This window comes from Microbacterium sp. AISO3, assembly GCF_002204305.1.
In the GTDB taxonomy this organism is placed as follows: Bacteria; Actinomycetota; Actinomycetes; order Actinomycetales; family Microbacteriaceae; genus Microbacterium; species Microbacterium arborescens.
Genome location: NZ_NHRF01000008.1, coordinates 136,909 through 158,532 on the forward strand (window position 1 = coordinate 136,909; position 21,624 = coordinate 158,532).

The following is a 21,624-nucleotide window of genomic DNA, read 5'->3' on the forward strand; positions in this document are numbered from 1 at the left end:
TCGGGGGTCGCGCCTACCCTGGACGCATGGCCTCTCGACGTCCCGCCCCCACCACGGCCTTCAAGTGCACGGAATGCGGGTGGACGACGGCGAAGTGGGTCGGCCGCTGCGGGGAGTGCCAGCAGTGGGGCACCGTCGTCGAGGCGGCGACGCAGACCGGCATCACGTCGACCGTGACGGCGGTGAGTCCCGGCGCTGCGCGCGCCGCTCGTCCGATCACCGAGATCGACACGACCGAGGCACCACGGCGGTCGAGCGGTGTCGGCGAGTTCGACCGCGTGCTCGGCGGCGGCGTCGTCCCCGGCGCGGCGATCCTGCTGTCGGGTGAGCCCGGCGTCGGCAAGTCGACTCTGCTGCTCGAGGTGGCCGCCCAGTCGGCTCGCTCGGGGCGTCGCGTGCTCTACGTGAGTGCCGAGGAGTCGCTCGGTCAGGTCCGGCTCCGGGCCGAGCGGACCGGCGCGCTGCACGACGCGCTCTACCTCGCAAGCGAGACCGACCTCGCCACGGTGCTCGGCCACGTCGACGAGGTGCGTCCCGATCTGCTCATCGTCGACTCGGTGCAGACGGTGTCGTCATCGCTCTCCGACGGAGTGGCCGGCCAGCCGAGCCAGGTGCGCGAAGTGGCGTCGACGCTGATCCGTGTCGCGAAAGAGCGCGACCTCCCCGTCCTCATCGTCGGACACGTCACGAAAGACGGGTCGATCGCCGGCCCCCGCGTCCTGGAGCACCTCGTCGACGTCGTCTGCCAGTTCGAGGGAGACCGGCAGACCTCGCTCCGGTTCGTCCGAGCACTGAAGAACCGTTTCGGGCCGACGGATGAGGTCGGATGCTTCGACATGACCGGCGACGGCATCGCAGAGGTGCCCGATCCGAGCGCGCTGTTCCTGGGCCACGGCGACCCCGTCCCCGGAACCTGCGTGACGATCGCGCTCGAGGGTCGACGCGCGCTGCCCGTCGAAGTCCAGGCACTGACGCTCAAGACCGGGGCGCCGAACCCCCGCCGTGTCGTCAGCGGCGTCGACAGCGCTCGCGTCGCGATGATCCTCGCCGTGCTCGAGAAGCGGGGAGTCGCAGTCACGAGTGACCAGGATGTCTACGTCTCGACCGTGGGCGGCGTGCGCCTCGTCGAGCCCGCCGCCGACCTCGCCATCGCCATCGCCATCGCCGGCGCCGTCGGCGGTAAGGCCGTGTCGCGACAGGTGGCGGCCTTCGGTGAGCTCAGCCTCGCGGGCGAGATCCGCCCGGTCACCCAGTCGAACCAGCGGCAGTCCGAAGCGAAGCGCATGGGCTATACCGCGGTGGTGGATGCCTCATCCCGGACCATCGGGGGAGCGATGCGCGACCTGCAGGTGCGCCAGCCCGCGGCATCCGCCACCGACACCGGCTTCTGACCCGCTCACGCCCTTCGCCCCGCCTCACCTGGCAGCTCACGCCCCCACCCGAGGGATGACGGGGCACCAACTGCCAACCCAGCGACCAGCACCCCAACCCACCCCGACTCACCTGGCAGCTCACGCCCCTACCCCAGGAGTGAAGGGGCACCAAGTGCCAGCCCAAACCACGAGCCCCAACCCACCCCGGCCCACCTGGCAGCTCACGCCCGCACTCAGCGCTCGAGGGGGCGCGAAGCGCCAACCCAAACCACGAGCCCCCGCCCGAGCCCCAAACCCCAAACCCCGAGCCCAAACCCGAACCCGAGACCGCACGATCACGCGTCGAGGGCGGCGATCACGTCCTGCGGGGCGGCCTGCATCGGGTGCGGGCCCGCGATGTCGAAGAACACCGTGGTGATCTCCGACTCGTGAACCCCGAGGAACGCGCGCAGACCGCCGGGCGACTGCAGCGCGACATGGGCCGGGAGCGCCTCGGGCTTGTGGGCCGCATCGCTGAACAGGAGCAGCGCGACATCCCCCGTGTTCGGATCCCGATAGGTCCAGATCTCCCCGACGTCGCGCGGATCATCCCGGTTCCCCGGCCGCATGAGCGGCACGACGGTCGGGCCGTGCCGCAGGGCGAACGCGAGGGCCGCCATGTCCTGCGTCTGCAGAGCGTCGGCGAGCTGCGGGTTGCGGAACTCGGGCAGCGGCTTCTTCGCGCCCCGCTTCTTTCCAGCCATCACCTCAGCCTAGAGAGAGAAGGGGCCCTCTCGAACTCTTCATTGGGGACTGAGGAAATCGAGAGGGCCCATCGCTCACCCGAGGTGGGGATCCGTCGTCGCGATTCTGGGGGGTTACGCGACTACTCGCTGCTGGGGACAGCGGGGTTCCTCGGGGAACTGCATCCAGGTTACGACCGGTCCCGACCCCTGTCTGCCTCTAGCCGGTGAGAAAAGTCTCACCCACGCGACGGCTTCAGCGCAGGACGAACTGACGTTCCTGCTGACCCGCCAGCCCGCCGATCTCGACCGCCAGATTGAAGTAGCCCGCGGGCGCTGCCGGCCGCTCCCCGTCGCAGCTGTCCACCGACGACCGCGTGCGATCCCAGGTGATCGGCGTCACGCTCGAGACCGTCTGTCCGGGATCGATCTGCACGACCTGGTCGCTCGACTCGCTCTGACAGTCGGTCGAGCGCCACCAGACGTCGGGGCCGCTCGAAACCGTCAGCTTCTGCGTCGCCGTGCCGACGTTGAGCAGGCACGGCTCCGCGCCCGAGTTCGTCAGCGAGATCGACAGCTGCGGCAGGTCGCCGGCGCCGTAGGCGTCCTTATCGGTGACCGCGGAGACCTGGACCGATCGAGCAGAGCATGCCTCGACGTCGGCCGGCGTGGCGTCCGAAGACGGCTGAGGCGCGCTCGGGGATGCCGCGGGCGCGGGCTGGTCGGCCGGAGGAGACGCCGACGCCTCGCCGGCATCCGACGACACGGTCGGAGCGGGCGCGCTGCCCGCGGTCGAGCCCTCCCACGGGCGCCAGAACGCGAGCACCACGGCCGCGATGACGAGGAGCACGACGAGGAGCAGCACGAGACGTCGCCGACGGTAGACCGCGGGCGAATGACGGCGGCGAGGCGGCGTGTCGGTCATGAAGCCAGGGTAGGACGCGGGCCGGATGCCGCCGAGGCGGCACGCCTAGAGGTGCTTGAGCATCCGGGTGTTGCCCAGGGTGTTCGGCTTGACGTGCGCGAGGTCGAGGAACTCCGCGATGCCCTCGTCGGGGCTCCGCAGCAGCTGGGAGTACACGTCGGCATCGACGATCTGCTCGCCGATCGCCTCGAAGCCGCGACGCGCGAAGAAGTCGACCTCGAACGTGAGGCAGAACAGGCGCGACAGGCCGAGCTCCCGAGCGCCCTGTTCGAGCCGGTCGACGATCGCGCCGCCCACTCCACGGTGCAGCCACTCGTCGACGACGATGAGGGTGCGCACCTCGCCGAGGTCTTCCCACATGACATGGAGGGCGCCGCATCCGATCAGCTGCCCGTCGGCCTCGGCGACGACGAACTCCTGCACCGACTCGTAGAGCACCACGAGGTCCTTGCCGAGCAGAATTCGTCGCTGCACCCAGGGCTCGAGCATCTCGCGGATGCCGCGGACGTCGCTCGCCCGTGCGGGGCGGACGACGAAGGCCGGGTCGTCGGAGCTCACACCTCAACGATAGTCCGCGCCGGTAAGGTTGCCTCAGCCCGAGATCCCTCCCGCTTTGGAGTACCGACGTGAGCGTGCTCCGTGACTACGCAGCCGCAGTGTCCCAGCCGACACTGCCGCTGTCGTCGCTTCCCCACGGACCTGCAGACCTGTCACGCTACGACGAGGTGGTCGACGCCGACGGCGGCCTCCGCCCGGCCTGGCAGTCTCTCGCGGGCCTCGCGCTGGCCCTGACGCCGTCCGAGCTCGGCCGCGTCGAAGGCGAGATCACCCGTTTTCTCGCCGATGACGGCGTGACCTACGTCCGGCCCGACAGCGGCGCCCAGCCCTGGCAGCTCGACCCCGTGCCGCTCGTCGTCGACGCCGCCAGCTGGGCCCCGCTCGAGACGGGCCTCGCACAGCGCGCCGAGCTGCTGAACGCCGTCCTCGCCGACCTGTACGGACCGCAGACCCTGCTGTCGTCGGGGGTCGTCCCCGCCGCCGCGGTGCTCGGCCACTCGGGATTCCTCCGCCCCCTCGCGCGGGCGACCGCGGCAGACCGGCATCCGCTGCTGCTGTCGGGCACCGACCTTGGTCGTGACGCCGACGGCGAATGGCGCGTGCTCGCCGACCGCGTGCAGGCCCCGTCCGGCCTCGGGTTCGCGATGGAGAACCGCCGCGTCATCTCGCAGGTGCTCCCCGATCTGTACCAGCAGAGCGACCCGCACCGCATGGAGCCCTACTTCTCGGCGCTGCACGCGACTCTCGCCGCATCCGCGCCCGAGGGCGTCACCGAGCCCCGCGTCGTCGTCCTGACGCCAGGGCCGCACTCCGAGACCGCGTTCGACCAGGCCCTCCTCGCGCGGGGCCTGGGCCTGTCGCTCGTGCAGGGCAGCGACCTCGTCGTGCGCGGCGGGCGGGTGTGGATGAAGCCCACCGGCTGGCCCCGCCGGGAACCGACCGAGCAGGTCGACGTCATCCTGCGCCGCGTCGACGCGGAATGGTGCGACCCGCTCGAGCTGCGCTCCGACTCGCGCCTGGGTGTGGCCGGCCTCACCGAGGCGGTGCGGCGCGGAACCGTGCGCCTGGTCAACGGACTCGGAGCGGGCGTCCTCGAGAACCCGGCGCTCCTGCCCTACCTGCCCGCCGCGTGCGAGGCGCTGCTCGGCGAACAGCTGCGCCTGCCCGCCGTCCCGACGTGGTGGTGCGGTGACGACGAAGCGCGCGCCACCGTCATCGAGCGCGTGCACGCGCAGGACCCGACGTTGCTCGTCCGGACGATCGACGGGTCGCGCCGCGATCTCGCCGGACGGGATGCCTCGGCCGTCGCCGCTCGCATCGAGGCGGCTCCGCACCGTTACGTCGGCCAGGAGCTGCTGCCCCTCTCGCAGGCCCCCGTCTGGACCGGCGAGGGCGCGCGTGCCCGGGCCCTGATCTTCCGCGCATTCACTCTGCGCCACGGCTCGGCCTACCGCCCGCTCCTCGGCGGGCTCGCCACGGTGCGCGAGAGCCCCGACGCAGCCCCGACGACGAAGGACGTCTGGGTGCTGAAGGCCGCCGAGGGCGACGCGGACCAGGGCCTCGTCGAGATCGGTCCGCTCCCGGGCGGCCGGAGCGCTCCGAGCATCGCGCCGCGCGCCCTGGACGACATGTTCTGGTCGGGTCGCTACGCCGAGCGCGCCGAAGACCTGCTGCGGCTCGTGCTCACGGCGCAGCAGCAGCTCGACCTCGCCGGAGCCGGCCGCGCCAGCCACACGAGCGCCCGCGTGCTGCGCGACGCCGTCCACCGGCTCGCCGGGCCGGGACCGGATGCCGCCGACGCCGATTTCCGGTCGCTCCTGCTCGACCCCGCGCGGGTGGGCTCGGCCGCCCATGCGCTCAGCCGACTGCGCGAGGCGCTCGACGGAGTCCGCGACCAGCTGTCGGGCGACACCTGGCGCGTCTTCGCGGGCATCGAACGCGCCTCTCGTGCGCTCCGGGCCTCATCGCACGCGCACCGTACGGCCGAGTCGGCGGGACGCATGCTCACCGTCGTGCTGTCGTTGCAGGGCGTGACGGCCAACATGATGCGCGACACCGGATGGCACTTCATCGAGGCGGGACGCTTCCTCGAGCGCGCACTGCAGGTGTGCCACGTGTTGCGGGTCGTCGTCGACCGCCGCGACGCACGCACTGAGCGGGCCGTGCTCGAGGCGCTGCTCACCGCGTCGGAGAGCATCGTCACCCACCGGCGCCGGTTCCGCGGGTCGGTGCGCCTCGGCGACGTGCTCGACCTGCTGCTGCGCGACCCCGACAACCCCCGCTCGCTCGCCTTCTGCCTCGCCGAACTGCGGACGCATCTCGCCGCGGCTCCCGCATCGACGGGGTCGACCCGTCCGGAGCGCCTGGTCGACGACCTCGAGAACCTCGTCGACGCGATCGACACGGATGCGCTGGGGGATGCCGTCGACGGCATCCGATCGCCGCTCTCCGCGCTGCTCGACGACCTCATGGCGCACCTCGAACAGCTCGGCGACGCGATCGACGAGCTGCACTTCGAGAGCGGCCCGCCCCCGGTCGCCCTGTCGTCGCTCGCCCTCATCGAGGAACTGATGGAGGCTCGCGCGTGAAGCAGTACCGCGTCTGGCATCGCACCGCCTACACCTACAGCGCCCCCGTCGAGGACAGCGTCGGGCAGTTCCACCTGATCCCGCGCGAGCTGCCCGGGCAACGGGTGCGCGAGGCGGATGTCGTCGTCTCCCCCGCCCCGGGCGACATGCGTCGCGAATCCGACTACTTCGGCAACTGGTCGACCTACTTCCACGTCACCGACGCGCATGAGGCGCTGTCGATCGAGGCGTCGAGCGAGGTCGTGGTCTCCGCGCCGGAGTACGACCCGGCAGCACTCGACCTGCCCTGGGAGTCGGCGCGACCGCTGCGGCATCCCGACCAGGAGGGGGCGTGGCGCGCCGCGGAGTTCGCGATGCCGTCTCCCCGCGTCGCGCAGTCGGACGCCACCGCCGCCTACGGCGCGGTCTCGCTCACCCCGGGGCGCCCGATCGGCGAAGCGGCGACCGACCTGATGCACCGCATCTACACCGACTTCGACTACGACAGCACCGCGACGACCGTCACGAGCACCGTCGCCGATGCGCTGGAGAAGCGCGCCGGCGTCTGCCAGGACTTCGCTCACGTCGCCCTCGCGTGCCTGCGCTCGCACGGCGTCGCGGCACGCTACGTCTCGGGCTACCTCGCGACCCAGCCACCGCCCGGCAAGGAGCGGGTCTTCGGCGCCGATGCCTCGCACGCGTGGCTCGCGGTCTGGCTGCCCGGCACCGATCAGTGGCTCGCGATCGACCCGACGAACGACCAGTGGGCCAACGACCGCTACGTCACGGTCGCGTGGGGCCGGGACTACGGCGACGTCTCGCCCGTCAAGGGCATCATCTTCACCGAGGCGAAGACCTCGACTCTGCGCGTCTCGGTCGACGTCGCCCCGCTCGAGCCCTGACGCGCCGAGGTGCCGTGCGCGTTCCGCCGTGCGCGGATGCAAGGGATCCGCGCCGACACCCCGGGGCGGGGCATCCAACTCCGGGGTGTCGGGAACGAATGCTTGCATCGCGGCACGTAAGCGCGTGCCGACCGGCCACGGATGCCGGCGGGCTCAGCGGCCCGCTGCGTACTCCGTCGCTGCGGCGACGAGGCCGAGGAAGAGCCGGCGGTCGGCGGCATCCTCCTCGGGATGCCACTGCACCGCCACGAGGAAATCCGACCCGGGAGACTCGATCGCCTGCGGCAGGCCCTCGCCGCTGCGCGCCGAGACCACGAGATCGTCGCCGAGGCGGTCGATGCCCTGGTGGTGATAGCTGCTCACGGTGAGGGCGCCCGTTCCGACGAGCTCGGACAGCATCGTCCCGGCCGACACCGCGACCTCGTTCCGCGCGAAGACACCGTCGCCGAGCTGGTAGCGATCGGTGCCCAGCACGTCCGGGAGATGCTGATGGAGCGTGCCGCCCGCGGCGACGTTGATGAGCTGCAATCCGCGGCAGATGCCGAGAACCGGGATGCCGCGCTCGCGGGCGCCTCGCAGCAGCGCCAGCTCCCAGTCGTCGCGGTCGGGCCGAGCCGGATCCGTGAGGGGGTGCCGCTCGGCGCCGTACAGCTCGGGCTGCACGTCGAGGCCGCCCGTGAGGACGAGACCGTCGATCCGGTCGAGCACGACATCCGCGGCGGCCCGGGGCGACGGCTGCGGCGGCAGCAGCAGCGCGGCACCGCCCGATGACGTCACCCCGCCGAAGTACTGCTGCGGCAGGAAGCTCGCCCGCACGTCCCACACCCCCTGTTGCGCACGCTCGAGGTAGGTCGTCAGGCCGATGACGGGTCGGGGCGCCGTCGTGGCGTCGTCGCTGCTCACGCGCCGATCGTAGAGCCGCTGTGTTTCGCGCCGATCACACGCGGCACACCGCCCTCCGGGATGCGGGCGGCCGACCGCGGGCAACGCGCCGAGGTCCATGCGACGCGTCCCGTCGACCGGCTCCGGGCGCACAAGGCGACCGAGACACCGCACGCCACCGCGCTCAGCCTGTTGGCGACACCGGGAAGCGAAATGGAGCGCGGAGATGAGCGGAGGGCGACGAGCTTGAGGTCAGCGCAGCGCTCGGCGCAGGCAGATCAGTCGCGCGCGCGATTCCCACGACGGCTCGATGGTGAAACTCTGAGACCGATAGAGGGCGAGCGCGTCGGCGCGCCAGTCCCAGACGGACAGCCGCAGCCCCTCCGCATCCGCTCGCTCGGCGTGCTCGCGCGCGTATGCCATGAGAGCCGCCGCTACCCCGCGCCGGCGTCCGGCCGGCGCGACCCACAGCCGCTTCACCTCGACGTCGCGTCCGGAGCGCTGCAACGCCACCATGCCGACGACCCCGTCGTGCCCCTCGGCGACGACGACCACCGCTCCCGCGAACGCCGACGCCGGGTCGTCGATCTCGGCCTGGTATCGCGCCGGGAGCTCAGCACCGGCGAGCCGGTCCACCGCCCCGTGCTGGGCCTTCTCGTGTTCGGTCTGCAGGTGGTAATCGCGAAGGAGGCCCGAGAGGGCGATCCAGTCCGCATCCATCCTGTCGACGGCACGAACGACGACGGTGTTCGACTGCATCCCGCCATTCTCGGGCACCGGCGGCCGTCCGAGCCATGCCCTCGCCCTCCGAGCCAGCGCACGACCCACCCGCGCCGGAAACGCCGGAGGGGCGGATGCCGCAGCATCCGCCCCTCCGTGCAGCTGGTCGCTCTCGCGAACCCGGTCAGTCGCCGCTCGCAGCGATGTCGGGGGTCGCGGCGATCTCGCCGGCCGCGCCGACGCCGACCGCGACCTTGCCCTCGCGCGGAGCCGTCTCGAAGACGAACTTTCCGCCCTCGGTGTCGACCTTGACGTGGTCGCCCGCGTTGAGCTCACCGTGCAGGATCTTCTCGCTGAGCTGGTCCTCGACCTCGCGCTGCATCGCACGACGCAGCGGCCGGGCACCGAGCGCCGGGTCGAAGCCGATCTCGATGAGGCGGTCCTTCGCGGCATCCGACAGCTCCACCGTCATGTCGCGGTCGAGCAGACGGTCGCTCAGTCGCTTCGTGAACAGGTCGACGATCTGACGGAGCTCGGCCTTGTTCAGCTGCGGGAAGACGATGACGTCGTCGACGCGGTTGAGGAACTCGGGCTTGAAGTGCCGCTTGAGCTCCTCGTCGACCTTGCCCTTCATCCGCTCGTAGCTGGTCTGCGCGTTGCCCTCGACCTGGAAGCCGACCGGACCACCGGCGATCGCCGACGAACCGAGGTTCGTCGTCATGATGATCACGGTGTTCTTGAAGTCGACGATGCGGCCCTGACCGTCGGTCAGACGACCCTCTTCGAGGATCTGCAGCAGCGAGTTGAAGATGTCGGGGTGGGCCTTCTCGATCTCGTCGAAGAGCACGACCGAGAACGGCTTGCGGCGCACCTTCTCGGTGAGCTGGCCGCCCTCTTCGAATCCGACGAATCCGGGAGGGGCACCGAACAGACGCGAGACGGTGTGCTTCTCGCCGAACTCCGACATGTCGAGGGAGATCAGCGCACCCTCGTCGTCGAACAGGAACTCGGCGAGCGCCTTGGCCAGCTCGGTCTTTCCGACGCCGGTGGGACCGGCGAAGATGAACGAGCCCGAGGGACGCTTGGGGTCCTTCAGACCAGCACGCTGACGACGGATGGTGCGCGAGAGCGCCGCGATGGCCTCTTCCTGGCCGACGACGCGCTGGTGCAGCGCCTTCTCCATGAAGACGAGACGGCTGGTCTCCTCCTCGGTGAGCTTGAACACCGGGATGCCGGTGGCCTGGGCGAGCACTTCGGCGATAAGGCCTTCGTCGACCACCGCGTGCGACGCGACGTCACCCGAACGCCACTGCTTCTCGAGACGCAGGCGCTCGGCGAGCAGCGACTTCTCCTCGTCGCGGAGCGCCGCGGCCTTCTCGAAGTCCTGCTCCTCGCTCGCGCGCTCCTTGTCCTCACGGACCTTGGCGATCTTCTCGTCGAACTCGCGCAGCTCGGGCGGCGACGACAGGATCGACAGGCGCAGGCGGGCGCCGGCCTCATCGATCAGGTCGATGGCCTTGTCGGGCAGGAAGCGATCGCTGACGTACCGGTCGGCGAGGTTGGCCGCGGCGACCAGTGCACCGTCGGTGATCTGCACCTTGTGGTGCGCCTCGTAGCGGTCGCGCAGACCCTTCAGGATGTTGATCGCGTGAGGGATGCTGGGCTCGCCGACCTGGATCGGCTGGAACCGGCGCTCGAGGGCGGCATCCTTCTCGAAGTGCTTGCGGTACTCGTCGAGCGTCGTGGCACCGATCGTCTGGAGCTCGCCGCGGGCGAGCAGCGGCTTGAGGATCGACGCCGCGTCGATCGCGCCTTCGGCCGCACCGGCACCGACGAGCGAGTGGATCTCGTCGATGAAGACGATGATGTCGCCGCGGGTGCGGATCTCCTTCGTGACCTTCTTCAGGCGCTCCTCGAAGTCACCGCGGTAGCGGGAACCGGCGATGAGCGAGCCGAGGTCGAGCGAGTAGACCTGCTTGTCCTTGAGCGTCTCGGGCACATCGCCCTTGACGATCGCCTGGGCGAGGCCCTCGACGACGGCGGTCTTGCCGACGCCGGGCTCGCCGATCAGGACGGGGTTGTTCTTGGAGCGACGCGAGAGGATCTGCATGACCCGCTCGATCTCCTTCTCGCGGCCGATCACCGGGTCGAGCTTGTTGTCGCGCGCGGCCTGCGTGAGGTTGCGCCCGAACTGGTCGAGCACGGCCGAGCCGCCCTGCGGCGCCTGGGTCTGCTCGCCCGCGCCGACGGTCGCGCCGGCGGGCTCCTTGCCCTGGTAGCCGCTGAGCAGCTGGATGACCTGCTGGCGCACCTTGTTCAGGTCGGCGCCGAGCTTGACGAGCACCTGAGCGGCGACGCCCTCGCCCTCGCGGATGAGGCCGAGGAGGATGTGCTCGGTGCCGATGTAGTTGTGTCCGAGCTGAAGCGCTTCGCGCAGCGACAGCTCGAGGACCTTCTTCGCGCGCGGCGTGAACGGGATGTGACCGGTCGGCTGCTGCTGCCCCTGACCGATGATGTCCTGTACCTGCTCGCGCACGGCGTCGAGCGAGATGCCCAGGCTCTCGAGGGCCTTGGCTGCGACGCCTTCACCCTCGTGGATCAGACCCAGGAGGATGTGCTCGGTCCCGATGTAGTTGTGGTTGAGCATCTTCGCCTCTTCTTGGGCGAGCACGACCACGCGACGGGCACGATCCGTGAATCTCTCGAACATCGTCAGCCTCCTTCGAGCGCCGGGACTCCGGGCGCTTACGAAAGAGAGTAACCAGGCACGGATACGGGTATGCCCGTGTTCGCCGTCGGCATAGCGTTACGCGGGGTTGCGCTCGGCGGGGTCAGGCCATAACGTTTCTCGATAACAACGACTATCGATATGGAGCGTCCAGAGAATGCTGGTCTTGTGGAACATCGGCCCGATCCTGGTGATCGCGGTGGTGATCGTCGTCGCGGCCACCGTGTTCGGTGTCGCTGCAGCACGCGCACGCCGTCGCGGCGAACCTTCTCCCGTCGTGAGCGTCGCACTGACTCTGTCCGCGCTGTGGGCGGCCTTCGGCCTGCTCGGCGCGGCCATCTCCGTGGTTCAGAACCTCTCCGCCGACGCGCCGCGCATGAGCGTTCCGGTCGCGACGTTCTGGCCCGAGCTCCTTCCGGGAGTCACGATCGATACGGGCCCGACTGCCGAGGTCGTCGGCGGCGGCTTCACGGTCGCCGAGGTGGATGCGGCGGGCATCAGCCCTCTCGCGCGCGGGCTTTGGACTGCCGGGCAGGCGCTGTGGTCGCTGATACCCGCCGCGATCGCAGCACTCATCGCCGTGGCCTGCTTCCAGCTCCTGGCCGGACGCGCCTTCACCCGCATCATCGTGCGCATGACGATGGCGACCGCTGTCATCGTCGCTGCCGGCGGAACCGCCGCTCAGGTGCTCTCGGACATCGCCGGCAGCATGGCGTCGCACGAGCTGTTCGCGCGCGGCAGCGCGGGGTGGACCGAGATCCCCGGAATCGACGACCCGCTCGCCTGGTGGCCGGAAGCGACGCTCAACATCACCCTGCCGTTCTGGCCGATCGCCGCGGGCCTCGGGCTCGCCGCCCTCGCCGCGGTGTTCCGGTACGGCTCACGGCTCCAGCGCGACACGGAAGGACTGGTGTGATGACCCTCACTCGCGGACCCCGGTCGGATGCCGCCGACGCGATCACCGTCCTCCTCCTCGGCATCGGCGCGGCGGTCACCGTCGTACTGACGGTCGTCGCGCGCTTTCTCGACGTCTTCCGAGACGCCGGCGTCGCCTGGAGGATCGACATCGACGATGAACCGTTCTCCGCCTCCGTCGGGTCGGGGACGGGGTACGTCGACGGCATCGTGCAGACCGCCCTCGTCATCGCGCCGGAGGTCGACGGCGGCACCGCCGCCGCGCTGGCCGGCTCGTTCGTGGCGTGGGGGATCACCTGCCTCGCCGTGATCGCCGCCGTGATGTATGTGGCACGCAGCTTCTTGCGCGGACGGTTCTTCGTCCCGGCGACCGCTCGCGCCTTCGATGTCATCGGGTGGGCGCTCGTCGGAGGAGGATTCGTCGTGCTCGTCCTCGAGAACATCGGGCGTAACGGCATCCTCACCGCTCTGGGCGTCGGCGAGGTCGAGCCGCTGCACTTCCTCGACTTCTGGCAATGGGCGCCGGTATGGGCGGTCGGTGTGACCGTCGGCCTCATCGCGGTCGCCTTCCGACGTGGCGTGCGCCTGCAGCGCGACACCGAGGGCCTCGTGTGAGCCCGGCAGACGACGACGGCCCAAGCGGGGTCCATTGCCGCCTCGACGAGTTGCTCGCCGAGCGCGGGATGACCCTCACGCGCCTGTCCGAGATGGTCGGCGTATCGGTGGTGAACCTGTCGGTTCTGAAGAACGATCGCGCCCGCGCCATCCGCTATTCGACGCTCTCCGCGATCTGTCGGGCGCTCGACTGCGAGATCGGCGACCTGCTGGTCCGCGCGGACTGACGAACCGGGCCGGGGTGCGGCGAATGAGACCCCGGCCCGGACGCACCCCGGATTACCGCGTGCTGCTGAGGTCGTGGATGAGCTCTAGCTCGTCCTTCTCCGACAGCGACGTCTGCACGACGGTGCCGTTGTAGCCGGCGAGCGCCGACGCGAACTTGTCCGTCGTGATCTTCGTCGCGTAGAGCACGACCGCCGACTTCCCGGCGGAGACGGCGGACTTCACGCGGTCGCGGAACTCGGCATCCAGATTGGTCTTGTCGAGGCCCGCGAACAGCGCCCCGAACAGTCCGCCGAAGACGAGCCCGGCGATGGGCACGAAGAACAGGATGCCGATCAGCGCCCCGAACAGCGCTCCGCCCGCGGCGCCGGCTCCCACCTTCCCGACGACGCCGGGGTATTCGACCTTCGTCTTCCCCTCGTCGTCGACCTTGACCAGGGCGAGGCCGGCGAGTTCGACGACCAGGTCGTTCTGGAGAACCTGAATCTCGTTGTAGGCGGCTTCGGCATCCGCCTCGGTGTCAAAAGCGATCACGATCAAATCGGCCATGAAATCCTCATTCCGTGTGGTTCGTCCCCTCGGGGGCGACGGTATCTCCGCGTCGGAACAGCAACAAGGGGGGTCGGGGGCGCCCCCGGAGCGTCGCCCTCCGCTTCCGGCCCGCACTCAGAACGCGACGAGCGGCACTCAGCCGCACCGCGATGAGCACGCAATCCGAACCGGGCGTCCGCCGCCAGGAAGAGACGCCTGCGAGCATCTGACCGGAGCGCCGCAGCGGATCCGGCGCGTCCATGGGGGGCGTGCTGCACGACGCTGACCGACGCGCTCTCGTACAGGAGAGGAGCGCACCGTGCCACACAGAGAACGACGTCCGCGACGAGCCCCGAGGCCGAAGGCGAACGCGGCTCCGGAGCGACGCTCCGGGCAGCTCCTCCACCGGATCGGCTTCGCCACGGCAGCCCTTCTCGGGCTGACGTTCGCCGCCGGCGCTCCCGCCAGCGCGACCCAGGACGAGGGCCGTACCGATCCGCCCGGCCTCGTCCTCGAGGGATCGCCGCTGATCCACTCCTTCGACACGGCCCGCCCCGGCGACAGTGTGGAGGCTCGCTGGACGCTGACCGCGCACCGGGAGGCGGACTACAGCTTCGAGGGCGTCTTCGTCACCGTGGGCGACGTGAGCGCGCCGCTCGCCGAAGCCCTCGCGATCGAGTACGGCATCGGCGGTGAGGACGGGACGGCGACGCGCTGGCTGCCCGCGGGAACCCTGGCCGATCCCGTCCCCTACTCCACGGTGACGGGCGCCTCCACCATGGTGGGCCCCGGCTCGACGAGCATCCCGGTCCGAGTGACGCTCGGCGACGCCTCCGATCTGCCGTCGGGTCAGACGCAGAGGGTGACGGCGAACTTCGAGCTGTCGTACATCGCGGGCACGCCGAGCGACGCCCCCGGCCACGGGAACGGGCTGGCGGCGTCGGGCGCCCGGTCGTCGATCTGGCTGGTGCCCTCGCTCCTGGCCGCGCTCGCCATGGTCGTCGGCCTCCTCCTGCGCCGGCGGGAGCAGCATCACGACGCACCCGGCACCTAGGTGTGCGTGCGCCCACCCGGGGCACGCACCTAGGTGGGCACTCGTCGTCACTCACCTGACCCGGCTTCGCGGCTGAGGGATCCCGCGCGATTCCTAACCTCTGATTAGCCGCGCAGCAACGGCGACCCGGGCAGAACATCCCGGTCGGGTGCGGTTTCCCATACGAAACGAGTGGAGATGACGATGGAGAAGACGATGGAGAAGACGCAGTCGAACAAGAACCGGAAGAAGCTGCTGGCCGTGATCGCGGCGGGAGCCCTCGGTGTCGGGATGGTCGGCGTCGGAGCGAACTGGGACCACGTGACGTCCATCGTGGACAACCGGTTCTCGGCGACGGCTCCCGGAAGCGACATCGACGACGTCGGAGGCGCGCTCCTCACGGTCGCCGGCGCCCCGATCGACCACGTCTTCGACACCACGAAGTACAACCAGTTCGTCGACGCGACCTGGACCGTCACCAACAAGGGCGGTGACGCGGCGCAGTACGCGGCCAGCTTCGAGACGCGCGGCGACATCTCGCCGAACCTCGCGCAGAACCTGCAGGTCCGCTACGGCGTCACCGACGCCTCGGGTCAGGTCACGAGCTGGGTCGCGGCCGGAACGCTGGCCGAGCCGGTCGAGTTCACGACGGCCCTCGGCCTGGCCTCCGCGATCGAGGGCAACGCCTCGATCCAGGTGCCGGTGCGCATCCTGCTCGAGGACCCGACGGTCCTCGAGGGCGACGCCGGTGACGAGCACCGCGTGACGGCCGACTTCGTCGTCAGCTACATGAACCCGGCGTGATCGACCTCGGGGGCGGCGCCCTCCCCGCGCCGCCCCCGAGCCTTCCCGGAACGCACCTTGACCCGTGACCGACCGAAAGGACCGCGCATGATCCGCGCATTCCTCCGCAGCAGCGCGGTGCTCCTCCTCGTCCTGCTGGTGCTCCCCTTCGCATGGACGACGGTGAGCGGCGACCGCTTCGTGACGGTCTCGAGCGGCTCGATGGTGCCGACTTTCCAGGTGGGCGACGTCCTCTCGGTACAGAACCCGACCGGAGACGAGCTCCGGAAAGTGGGAGAGGTCGTCGTCGCCTCGCTCGACCTCGGGTCGGGGCAGAGCCAGTACGTGCACCGCGTCGACTCTCTGACGGACGACGGCGCCTGGCTTCGCGGCGACGCGAACAGCAGCCGCGACCCGCAGCCGGTCACGCAGGAGCAGGTGCTCGGCACCCCCCGCTTCGCGCTCTCGGGCATCGCAGCTCGAACCTTCGCGTACCTGCAGAGCATCGAAGGGCGTCTGACGGTGTCTGCGCTCGCCCTGACGCTCTTCATCATCCCGGGTCAGCGGCGCCGCCCGCGCCCGGAGGCGGAGCGCGTCGACATGGGGTTGCCTCGTGAGATGCAGCTGCTCAGCTGAGACGGGAGCACGGCGGTCCTGGAAAACTGACAGCGGTCAGTGCCAGATTGTGTGTGGGAGGCACCCGGTTCTCGGTCATCGAGAGCCCTCACCGCCCACGCACCGAAAGGAAGCGCGCTTGTCCGTCAGATCCCATGAGACGCATCGCATCGTCGAACTCCTCCGCCAAGGGACCAGCGTCGAACTCGTCGGGATCCGCTGGTCGGGCAGATCCGAGATCCTCAGCCAGGTGCGGAGCACCCTCGCCGATCTCGACTACATCATCCTCAACGTGGTGGGGACGGCATCCCACTCCCCGCTCGAGGCGCTGCGCGTGGCCCTCCCGCCCGCGTATCGGAGAGCGGTCGCAGAGGAGGGCGGAACGGCCGCCGCGATCAGCGATGCTCTCGCCCGATACCTCTCCAGCGGCGACAGCGTCGTGATGATCGACGATGCAGACCTGCTCGACTCGGCGTCGTGGTCCGCGCTGATCCAGCTGCACCGGCTGCTGCGACGCCCGATCGTCGCGTCGACTCTCCGCCGCGCGCTGACCGACCCGGACGAGCACCTGCTGATCAAGGCCGCCCATCCCGTCGTGCAGATCGCGCTCGAGGGATTGCGGCTCGATGTCCTTCATTCGCTCCTGGACGAGAGGGTCGACGGATCGCTCGCGCCGAGCGTCTCGGCGCGCATCCACATGGATTCGGCGGGAATCCCCGGTCTGGCGGTCGCACTGCTCGACGGGGCGCTCGCTCACGGTCTGATCTGGCGCTCGGGGGACCAATGGGTCTCCGGCCCCGCGCTCTGGTCCGACGACGCCCGCGGCGCCTACGAGTCGGTGCTCTACTCCTACCGGCCGGAGATCCGGGATGCCGTGGAGCTGCTCGCCACGACGGGAACGGTGGAGGTGACCGCGGCGTGGGCCCTCCTGGGCGCCGACCTGCTCGAGGAGCTGGAGGACAATCAGCTCGTGCGCGTCACCGAGGTCGGTGCCGATCGACGCGCGATGGTCGCTGTGCACCCGCCCGGGCTGGGGGATTACTTCCGCAATCAGCCCGCGACGGCTCGGCGCCGGCGCATCCTCAGCCACGCGACCGACAGACTCGCGCACGAGAGCTCGCGTCTCGACACGCAGACTCGCGCCCTGCTGCTCGAGCGGCTCCGCCCCGCCGGTGTTCCGCAGCGGTCGGCGTCACCGACACCGGCTCCGCTGCAGCTGGCGGACGTCCCGGCGGTCTCGCGCATGTTCACCGAGGCCTTCGACGTCCAGGTCGGTGTCGCGCGGGCGCGATGGCAGGAGGAGGGCGACCCCGGCGCTGCCGTGCGCTACCTCGGACTGCTCATGACGGGGCCGAGCGACCCGCGCGAGATCGAGGACGTCATCGGCCGATGCTCCGAACTGTTCTACGGCACCAGCCGGGATCATGAAGCGGAACTGACACTGCGCCATTTCCACTCGCGCTGGCTTCTATCGCGCGGCGCCGATCTGTCCGACGTCGTGCGCCCTCTCACGGAGAAGGTCCCGACGGGATTCGCCTACGCCGAGGCGCTCGACACCCTCGCCCGCGCTGTCCGCTGGGAGCTCGAGGGAGTCACTCCCGATGACGAGCGAGTGCTCGCCGCGCGGGCCGCCGCGGGCGGGCTCGGCGCCGACATCGCTGGGGTCCTGCTTGCGGCCTGCCGCCTCGTCTCCGGACGGATCGCCGACTGCATCACCGTGCTCGACGGCCTCGACGACGAGCTCCGGCCATGGTTGCGCGTCGGAGTCGTGCTGATGCGCGGGCTCGTCCTCTACACGACGGGACGGGTCACCGAACTCGTCGACATCGCCGCGGCGGGCGCGCAGCGGTCCATCTCCGCGCTGGATCGCATCGGGTTCGCGTGCCACTCCTACCTCGGCACACTCGGTCACCTCGCGCTGGGAAACCTCGACGAAGCGCAGGACGCGCTCGCGATCCTCCTGACGACCGGGATCAGCGCCAAGACCCTCTACTTCTCGCCCGACCGGGCCGTGCTCGTCCTCATGGCAGTCATCTCCACACGCGCCGGACACGAGAGCGCGGCGTCGGGGTATCGCGAGCATGCCGCGCAGATCGCCGGGGCGTCGGACGGCATGGTGCTGAGCGACCTGCGCTGGACGGAGGCGTTCTCGGTCGCCGTCAGCGGGGCGACCGAGGTCGCGGCCGAGATCTTCGCCGAAGTGACACGCGACGCGCGACGCCGCGGGTACGGCCTCGCGGCGGACCTGGCAATGCTCGCCTCCCTCTACATCCACTACGACCCCGAGCTCGCCGCGCAGGTCGCCGACCAACCGCAGCGCTTGGGCGGGCCGATGTACGCGATCTTCCTCGAGGCCCGCGCCGCCGCCCACGCGCAGGACCCGGCCCGAGTCGAGGCTGCCGCCCGCGGGCTGCGCGGCGAGGGGATGGCGACCGAAGCCCTGAAGTACTTCAACCTCGCCGCGCACCTCTATCGAGATCACGGCGACAACGACCGCGCAGCGGCCTGCCGAGAAGCGGCCCGCGAACTGGCCGACACGAACGTCAGACGGACGCGGCGCGACCGCACGGCGATGCTTCTCACACCGCGCGAACGCGAGATCGTCCAGCTCATCGCGGCCGACATGTCCAACGGCGACATCGCCGCCAAGCTGGTCCTGAGCGTGCGCACGGTCGAGAACCACATCCGCAACATCCGCCGGAAGACGGGAGCGTCCACCCGGGGCGAGATCGTCGCCCTCGCCGCGACGAACAAGCGCTGAAGCGCCTCCCCTCAGCCGACCAGGCTGAAGCCGCCGTCGCTCGTGAGCACCTGGCCGACCAGCCACGACCCCGCCGGGCTGCAGAGCCAGCCGATCAGCTCGGCGGGGTCCTGGGGACGCCCGACGCGTCCGAACGCCGTCGTCGCCAGCCAGTCGTCGAAGTCGTCGAGCGAGCGGTCGGTGGTGTCGGGGTCGAGATAGCCCGTGTTTACCGGTCCGGGGTTCACGGTGTTGAGGATGATGCCGAGCTCGAGCAGCTCCGCCGCGACCGTTCCGGTGACGCCTGCGAGGGCGGCTTTGCTGGTCGCATAGGCCACCTCACCGACCATCGGGCCGTGGATCTGGCCCGACGTCATCCACACGACGTGCCCCCGGGGTGCGTCGTACGGTTTCGACCCCGAGATCCGGTCGCCGGGCCGGCGGGGCACCGACGGGACGTCGGCGAAGCGGGCGGCGAACGCCGCGGTGAGGAGCAGGGTCGCGCGGGTGTTGACGTCCCAGAACGCGTCGAGACGCTCGGGCGTCATATCGAGGATGCTGCCGTCGTCGCCGCTCTTGGCGTGGTTGCACACGAGGATGTCGAGCGCGCCCGTCACCGCGGCCGCCTCATCGACCAGGTCGGCCGCCGCCGTCGCGACGCTCAGATCGCCGGCGATGTCGGCGAAGCTCGCCTCGCCCACGAGGTGAGAACGGATGCCGTCGCGCACGGCGTCGAGATCGTCGCCGCCCCACGGCAGGTCGAGGTCATGCGGCCGGTGGTGATGGATGACGACGTTCGCGCCGAGTCCGGCGAGGGTGGTGGCGACGGCGAAGCCGATGCCCCGGCGGCGCGAGACGCCCGTGACCAGGGCAGTCTTTCCGGACAGCGGCAGAGCGGGCGCAGCAGAAGAAGCGTGCATGGGTGAACCTTTCGATCACGTCGGCGTCGACGCGCGGATGGGGGTCGGAAGCGAGTTCACCGGCATTGCATGGCGCTCAGCCTAGCGAGCTGCGACGATCGCGTCACCCTGAACGCGTCACCCGGCGCGGAGCAAAGGAACGCCGCGGCGGTCGAGGGCCGCCAGGCTGGTGGCCGGAGCCGCGGGGTCGACGATGACCCCCGTGACCTCGTCGAACGGCAGCACCGTGAACGGCGACACCGCGCCGATCTTCTCCTCGCTGCCGAGGACGTAGGTCTCGGCAGCGCGCTCGGCGAGCACGCGCTTCATGGCCGCTTCGTCGGCATCGCCCGTCGTCAGGCCCGCGTCGGCGTGGATGCCGGTGACCCCGAGCAGGAAGCGGTCGGCCCGCACCATCCGGGCGGCCTCGACCGATTCCCTCATGATCCTCATCGCCGGACCCTATGCGTCGGGCACCGGCGGCGACCCCGCCCTGATGCGGCGCAACCTGGATCGCCTGGAGGAGGCGGCGTGGCCGCTCTTCGAGGCCGGGCACATCCCGATGATCGGCGAGTGGGTCGCCCTGCCCGTGCTCTCCAGTGCAGGAGCCTCGGGTCCCACCGACCCCCTGGCCGAGAAGGTGATGTACCCGGTCGCCCATCGCCTGCTGCAGCGTTGCGACGCGGTCCTCCGCCTGCCCGGCGAGTCGCGCGGCGCAGATCAGGACGTCGCGATCGCCCGAGAGCGGGGCATCCCCGTCTACACGGCCCTTCGCGACGTGCCCGGTGTGGCGTGGCGTGAAGCGTTTCATTGAACGGGCGGATGAACACTCAGGAAAATCATCAGGATTTCCCAGAAATGGCGGAAAGTGGATAGAGTCGGTGGACGTGAACACTGCTCGTCGACTCCTCGCCCTGCCCGCCGCCGCGCTGACCGTCGCCCTGCTCGCGACCGGTTGCTCCACGCTCAACGCCTTCACCGGTGGCGGAGCGGCCGCCCCGGTCCGTGACGAGTCCGGCGCGATCGCCGAGTCGAACGCGAGCACCGACGTCTTCGCGATCCGCGTCGGCGACTGCATGCTCGACTCCGGCACGGCCGACACCGAGGTCACCGAGACTCCCACCGTCCCGTGCAGCGAGGCCCACGACCTCGAGGCCTACCACGCACAGGACATCGACGCCGACGAGTTCCCCGGCGTCGAGGCGGCCCAGACCGAGGCCGAGCAGGTCTGCTACGACGCGTTCGCCCCCTTCGTCGGCATCTCGTACGAGGAGTCGGTGCTCGGCTTCAACTACTACGTCCCCACCGCAGGCAGCTGGGACGCCGGCGACCGTGAGATCCTCTGCCTCATCGGCGACCCGCAGGGCCAGGTCACCGGCACCCTCGCCGGCGCCGCGCGCTGACGCTTCTTCTCGATCGCCCGCAACGGACACCCGTCCGCTGCGGGCGATCGTCGTTTCGCGGCGCCGTCAGATGAGCTCGTCGACCAGCTGACGGATGCGCTCGCGGATGTCGTCGCGGATGGGGCGGACGGAGTCGATGCCCTGACCCGCGGGGTCGTCGAGCTTCCAGTCCTCGTAGCGCTTGCCGGGGAAGAACGGGCAAGCGTCACCGCATCCCATCGTGATGACGACGTCGGATGCCTGCACGGCCTCGGTCGTGAGCACCTTCGGCTGCTCGGCGGTGATGTCGATGCCGAGCTCGGCCATCGCCTCGACCGCGACCGGGTTGATCCGATCGGCGGGCATGGACCCGGCGGAGCGGACCTCGATGCGGTCGCCGGCGATGTCGCGGAGGAACCCCGCGGCCATCTGCGAGCGACCGGCGTTGTGCACGCAGACGAAGAGAACGGAGGGCTTGGTGTCGGTCATAGTGCCTCTACTTTCGCGCA

The 21,624-nt window shown here is 70.3% G+C and carries 22 protein-coding genes; 12 read left to right on the forward strand and 10 right to left on the reverse strand.

All coding sequences use genetic code 11. From position 1 onward, the window contains the following. Positions 1-26: 26 nt before the first annotated feature. A complete protein-coding gene (gene radA, locus CBF90_RS12800; RefSeq protein ID WP_064955528.1) occupies positions 27-1,391 on the forward strand; it encodes a DNA repair protein RadA in 1,365 nt (454 codons plus the stop codon). Positions 1,392-1,708: 317 nt separating this feature from the next. Here the strand turns inward: radA and CBF90_RS12805 are convergent, their stop codons facing one another. The 3 genes from CBF90_RS12805 to CBF90_RS12815 form a co-directional block, all read right to left on the reverse strand. Next, positions 1,709-2,116 (reverse strand): hypothetical protein, encoded by a 408-nt coding sequence (locus tag CBF90_RS12805; protein ID WP_023953832.1) that lies wholly within the window; start codon positions 2,114-2,116, stop codon positions 1,709-1,711. 235 nt (positions 2,117-2,351) lie between these two features. Continuing rightward, positions 2,352-3,020 (reverse strand): hypothetical protein, encoded by a 669-nt coding sequence (locus CBF90_RS12810; protein WP_172407842.1) that lies wholly within the window; start codon positions 3,018-3,020, stop codon positions 2,352-2,354. A 45-nt stretch (positions 3,021-3,065) separates the two neighbouring features. Next, positions 3,066-3,578: an amino-acid N-acetyltransferase gene (locus CBF90_RS12815; RefSeq protein ID WP_023953828.1), complete on the reverse strand. Its 513-nt coding sequence runs from the start codon at positions 3,576-3,578 to the stop codon at positions 3,066-3,068. 68 nt (positions 3,579-3,646) lie between these two features. Between CBF90_RS12815 and CBF90_RS12820 the strand changes: the two genes are divergently transcribed. Together CBF90_RS12820 and CBF90_RS12825 are read left to right on the forward strand one after the other, a co-directional pair. Continuing rightward, positions 3,647-6,166, forward strand: coding sequence for a circularly permuted type 2 ATP-grasp protein (locus CBF90_RS12820; RefSeq protein WP_088380763.1), 2,520 nt, complete (start codon positions 3,647-3,649; stop codon positions 6,164-6,166). After that, on the forward strand, positions 6,163-7,047 hold the full coding sequence (locus CBF90_RS12825; RefSeq protein ID WP_023953824.1) for a transglutaminase family protein: 885 nt from the start codon (positions 6,163-6,165) through the stop codon (positions 7,045-7,047). Before CBF90_RS12820 ends, CBF90_RS12825 begins: the two co-directional genes overlap by 4 nt. Before the next feature lie 153 nt (positions 7,048-7,200). Here the strand turns inward: CBF90_RS12825 and CBF90_RS12830 are convergent, their stop codons facing one another. The 3 genes from CBF90_RS12830 to CBF90_RS12840 all read right to left on the reverse strand — a co-directional run bounded on the left by CBF90_RS12830 (position 7,201) and on the right by CBF90_RS12840 (position 11,359). Further along, entirely contained in the window at positions 7,201-7,950 is a 750-nt protein-coding gene (locus CBF90_RS12830; protein WP_242435674.1) for a gamma-glutamyl-gamma-aminobutyrate hydrolase family protein, read from the reverse strand. A gap of 231 nt (positions 7,951-8,181) precedes the next feature. Next, positions 8,182-8,688, reverse strand: coding sequence for an N-acetyltransferase (locus tag CBF90_RS12835; protein ID WP_242435675.1), 507 nt, complete (start codon positions 8,686-8,688; stop codon positions 8,182-8,184). Between the two features lie 145 nt (positions 8,689-8,833). After that, complete coding sequence (locus CBF90_RS12840; RefSeq protein WP_023953818.1) at positions 8,834-11,359, reverse strand: ATP-dependent Clp protease ATP-binding subunit; 2,526 nt, start codon at positions 11,357-11,359, stop codon at positions 8,834-8,836. 175 nt (positions 11,360-11,534) lie between these two features. Here CBF90_RS12840 and CBF90_RS12845 point away from each other — a divergent pair, with 175 nt between their 5' ends. Genes CBF90_RS12845 through CBF90_RS12855 form a run of 3 tightly spaced genes read left to right on the forward strand, consistent with a single transcriptional unit; the run spans position 11,535 to position 13,134 of the window. Further along, positions 11,535-12,293 (forward strand): hypothetical protein, encoded by a 759-nt coding sequence (locus CBF90_RS12845; RefSeq protein WP_088380765.1) that lies wholly within the window; start codon positions 11,535-11,537, stop codon positions 12,291-12,293. After that, positions 12,293-12,907, forward strand: a complete 615-nt coding sequence (locus CBF90_RS12850; protein ID WP_088380766.1) for a hypothetical protein — start codon at positions 12,293-12,295, stop codon at positions 12,905-12,907. The genes CBF90_RS12845 and CBF90_RS12850 overlap by 1 nt, the downstream gene beginning before the upstream one ends. Beyond that, the gene (locus tag CBF90_RS12855) at positions 12,904-13,134 is read left to right on the forward strand and encodes a helix-turn-helix transcriptional regulator (protein ID WP_023953812.1); all 231 of its coding nucleotides are present in this window, start codon (positions 12,904-12,906) and stop codon (positions 13,132-13,134) included. Before CBF90_RS12850 ends, CBF90_RS12855 begins: the two co-directional genes overlap by 4 nt. A gap of 52 nt (positions 13,135-13,186) precedes the next feature. Here CBF90_RS12855 and CBF90_RS12860 read toward each other — a convergent pair whose 3' ends face one another. Then, on the reverse strand, positions 13,187-13,681 hold the full coding sequence (locus tag CBF90_RS12860; protein ID WP_088380767.1) for a DUF1269 domain-containing protein: 495 nt from the start codon (positions 13,679-13,681) through the stop codon (positions 13,187-13,189). 301 nt (positions 13,682-13,982) lie between these two features. On the opposite strand from CBF90_RS12860, the gene CBF90_RS12865 reads away from it, so the two are divergent. From CBF90_RS12865 to CBF90_RS12880, 4 genes are all read left to right on the forward strand, one after another. Next, complete coding sequence (locus CBF90_RS12865; RefSeq protein ID WP_088380768.1) at positions 13,983-14,717, forward strand: hypothetical protein; 735 nt, start codon at positions 13,983-13,985, stop codon at positions 14,715-14,717. Positions 14,718-14,894: 177 nt separating this feature from the next. Next, complete coding sequence (locus tag CBF90_RS12870) at positions 14,895-15,500, forward strand: hypothetical protein (RefSeq protein WP_088380769.1); 606 nt, start codon at positions 14,895-14,897, stop codon at positions 15,498-15,500. An 87-nt stretch (positions 15,501-15,587) separates the two neighbouring features. Beyond that, entirely contained in the window at positions 15,588-16,115 is a 528-nt protein-coding gene (locus tag CBF90_RS12875; protein ID WP_088380770.1) for a S26 family signal peptidase, read from the forward strand. 118 nt (positions 16,116-16,233) lie between these two features. Beyond that, positions 16,234-18,855, forward strand: a complete 2,622-nt coding sequence (locus tag CBF90_RS12880) for a helix-turn-helix transcriptional regulator (RefSeq protein WP_088380771.1) — start codon at positions 16,234-16,236, stop codon at positions 18,853-18,855. A gap of 11 nt (positions 18,856-18,866) precedes the next feature. On the opposite strand, the gene CBF90_RS12885 is transcribed toward CBF90_RS12880, so the two are convergent. Together CBF90_RS12885 and CBF90_RS12890 are read right to left on the reverse strand one after the other, a co-directional pair. Further along, complete coding sequence (locus CBF90_RS12885) at positions 18,867-19,754, reverse strand: SDR family oxidoreductase (protein ID WP_088380772.1); 888 nt, start codon at positions 19,752-19,754, stop codon at positions 18,867-18,869. Positions 19,755-19,871: 117 nt separating this feature from the next. Further along, positions 19,872-20,177 carry a hypothetical protein gene (locus CBF90_RS12890; RefSeq protein ID WP_242435676.1) on the reverse strand — a complete coding sequence of 102 codons (306 nt, stop codon included), beginning with the start codon at positions 20,175-20,177 and terminating at the stop codon, positions 19,872-19,874. Between CBF90_RS12890 and CBF90_RS12895 the strand changes: the two genes are divergently transcribed. Next, the gene (locus CBF90_RS12895; protein ID WP_064955784.1) at positions 20,176-20,547 is read left to right on the forward strand and encodes a hypothetical protein; all 372 of its coding nucleotides are present in this window, start codon (positions 20,176-20,178) and stop codon (positions 20,545-20,547) included. The two genes, CBF90_RS12890 and CBF90_RS12895, sit on opposite strands and share 2 nt — an antisense overlap. Positions 20,548-20,620: 73 nt before the next feature. Next, positions 20,621-21,136: a septum formation family protein gene (locus tag CBF90_RS12900; RefSeq protein WP_023953790.1), complete on the forward strand. Its 516-nt coding sequence runs from the start codon at positions 20,621-20,623 to the stop codon at positions 21,134-21,136. 66 nt (positions 21,137-21,202) lie between these two features. On the opposite strand, the gene CBF90_RS12905 is transcribed toward CBF90_RS12900, so the two are convergent. Beyond that, a complete protein-coding gene (locus CBF90_RS12905; RefSeq protein WP_064955783.1) occupies positions 21,203-21,604 on the reverse strand; it encodes an arsenate reductase ArsC in 402 nt (133 codons plus the stop codon). Positions 21,605-21,624 lie beyond the last annotated feature (20 nt).

Coding starts and splice junctions, on each gene's coding strand:
- radA (WP_064955528.1), top strand. CDS start 27: ATGGCCTCTCGACGTCCCGCCCCCACCACGGCCTTCAAGTGCACGGAA.
- CBF90_RS12805 (WP_023953832.1), bottom strand. CDS start 2,116: ATGGCTGGAAAGAAGCGGGGCGCGAAGAAGCCGCTGCCCGAGTTCCGC.
- CBF90_RS12810 (WP_172407842.1), bottom strand. CDS start 3,020: ATGACCGACACGCCGCCTCGCCGCCGTCATTCGCCCGCGGTCTACCGT.
- CBF90_RS12835 (WP_242435675.1), bottom strand. CDS start 8,688: ATGCAGTCGAACACCGTCGTCGTTCGTGCCGTCGACAGGATGGATGCG.
- CBF90_RS12840 (WP_023953818.1), bottom strand. CDS start 11,359: ATGTTCGAGAGATTCACGGATCGTGCCCGTCGCGTGGTCGTGCTCGCC.
- CBF90_RS12845 (WP_088380765.1), top strand. CDS start 11,535: ATGCTGGTCTTGTGGAACATCGGCCCGATCCTGGTGATCGCGGTGGTG.
- CBF90_RS12850 (WP_088380766.1), top strand. CDS start 12,293: ATGACCCTCACTCGCGGACCCCGGTCGGATGCCGCCGACGCGATCACC.
- CBF90_RS12860 (WP_088380767.1), bottom strand. CDS start 13,681: ATGGCCGATTTGATCGTGATCGCTTTTGACACCGAGGCGGATGCCGAA.
- CBF90_RS12870 (WP_088380769.1), top strand. CDS start 14,895: ATGACGATGGAGAAGACGATGGAGAAGACGCAGTCGAACAAGAACCGG.
- CBF90_RS12875 (WP_088380770.1), top strand. CDS start 15,588: ATGATCCGCGCATTCCTCCGCAGCAGCGCGGTGCTCCTCCTCGTCCTG.
- CBF90_RS12885 (WP_088380772.1), bottom strand. CDS start 19,754: ATGCACGCTTCTTCTGCTGCGCCCGCTCTGCCGCTGTCCGGAAAGACT.
- CBF90_RS12895 (WP_064955784.1), top strand. CDS start 20,176: ATGATCCTCATCGCCGGACCCTATGCGTCGGGCACCGGCGGCGACCCC.
- CBF90_RS12890 (WP_242435676.1), bottom strand. CDS start 20,177: ATGAGGGAATCGGTCGAGGCCGCCCGGATGGTGCGGGCCGACCGCTTC.
- CBF90_RS12905 (WP_064955783.1), bottom strand. CDS start 21,604: ATGACCGACACCAAGCCCTCCGTTCTCTTCGTCTGCGTGCACAACGCC.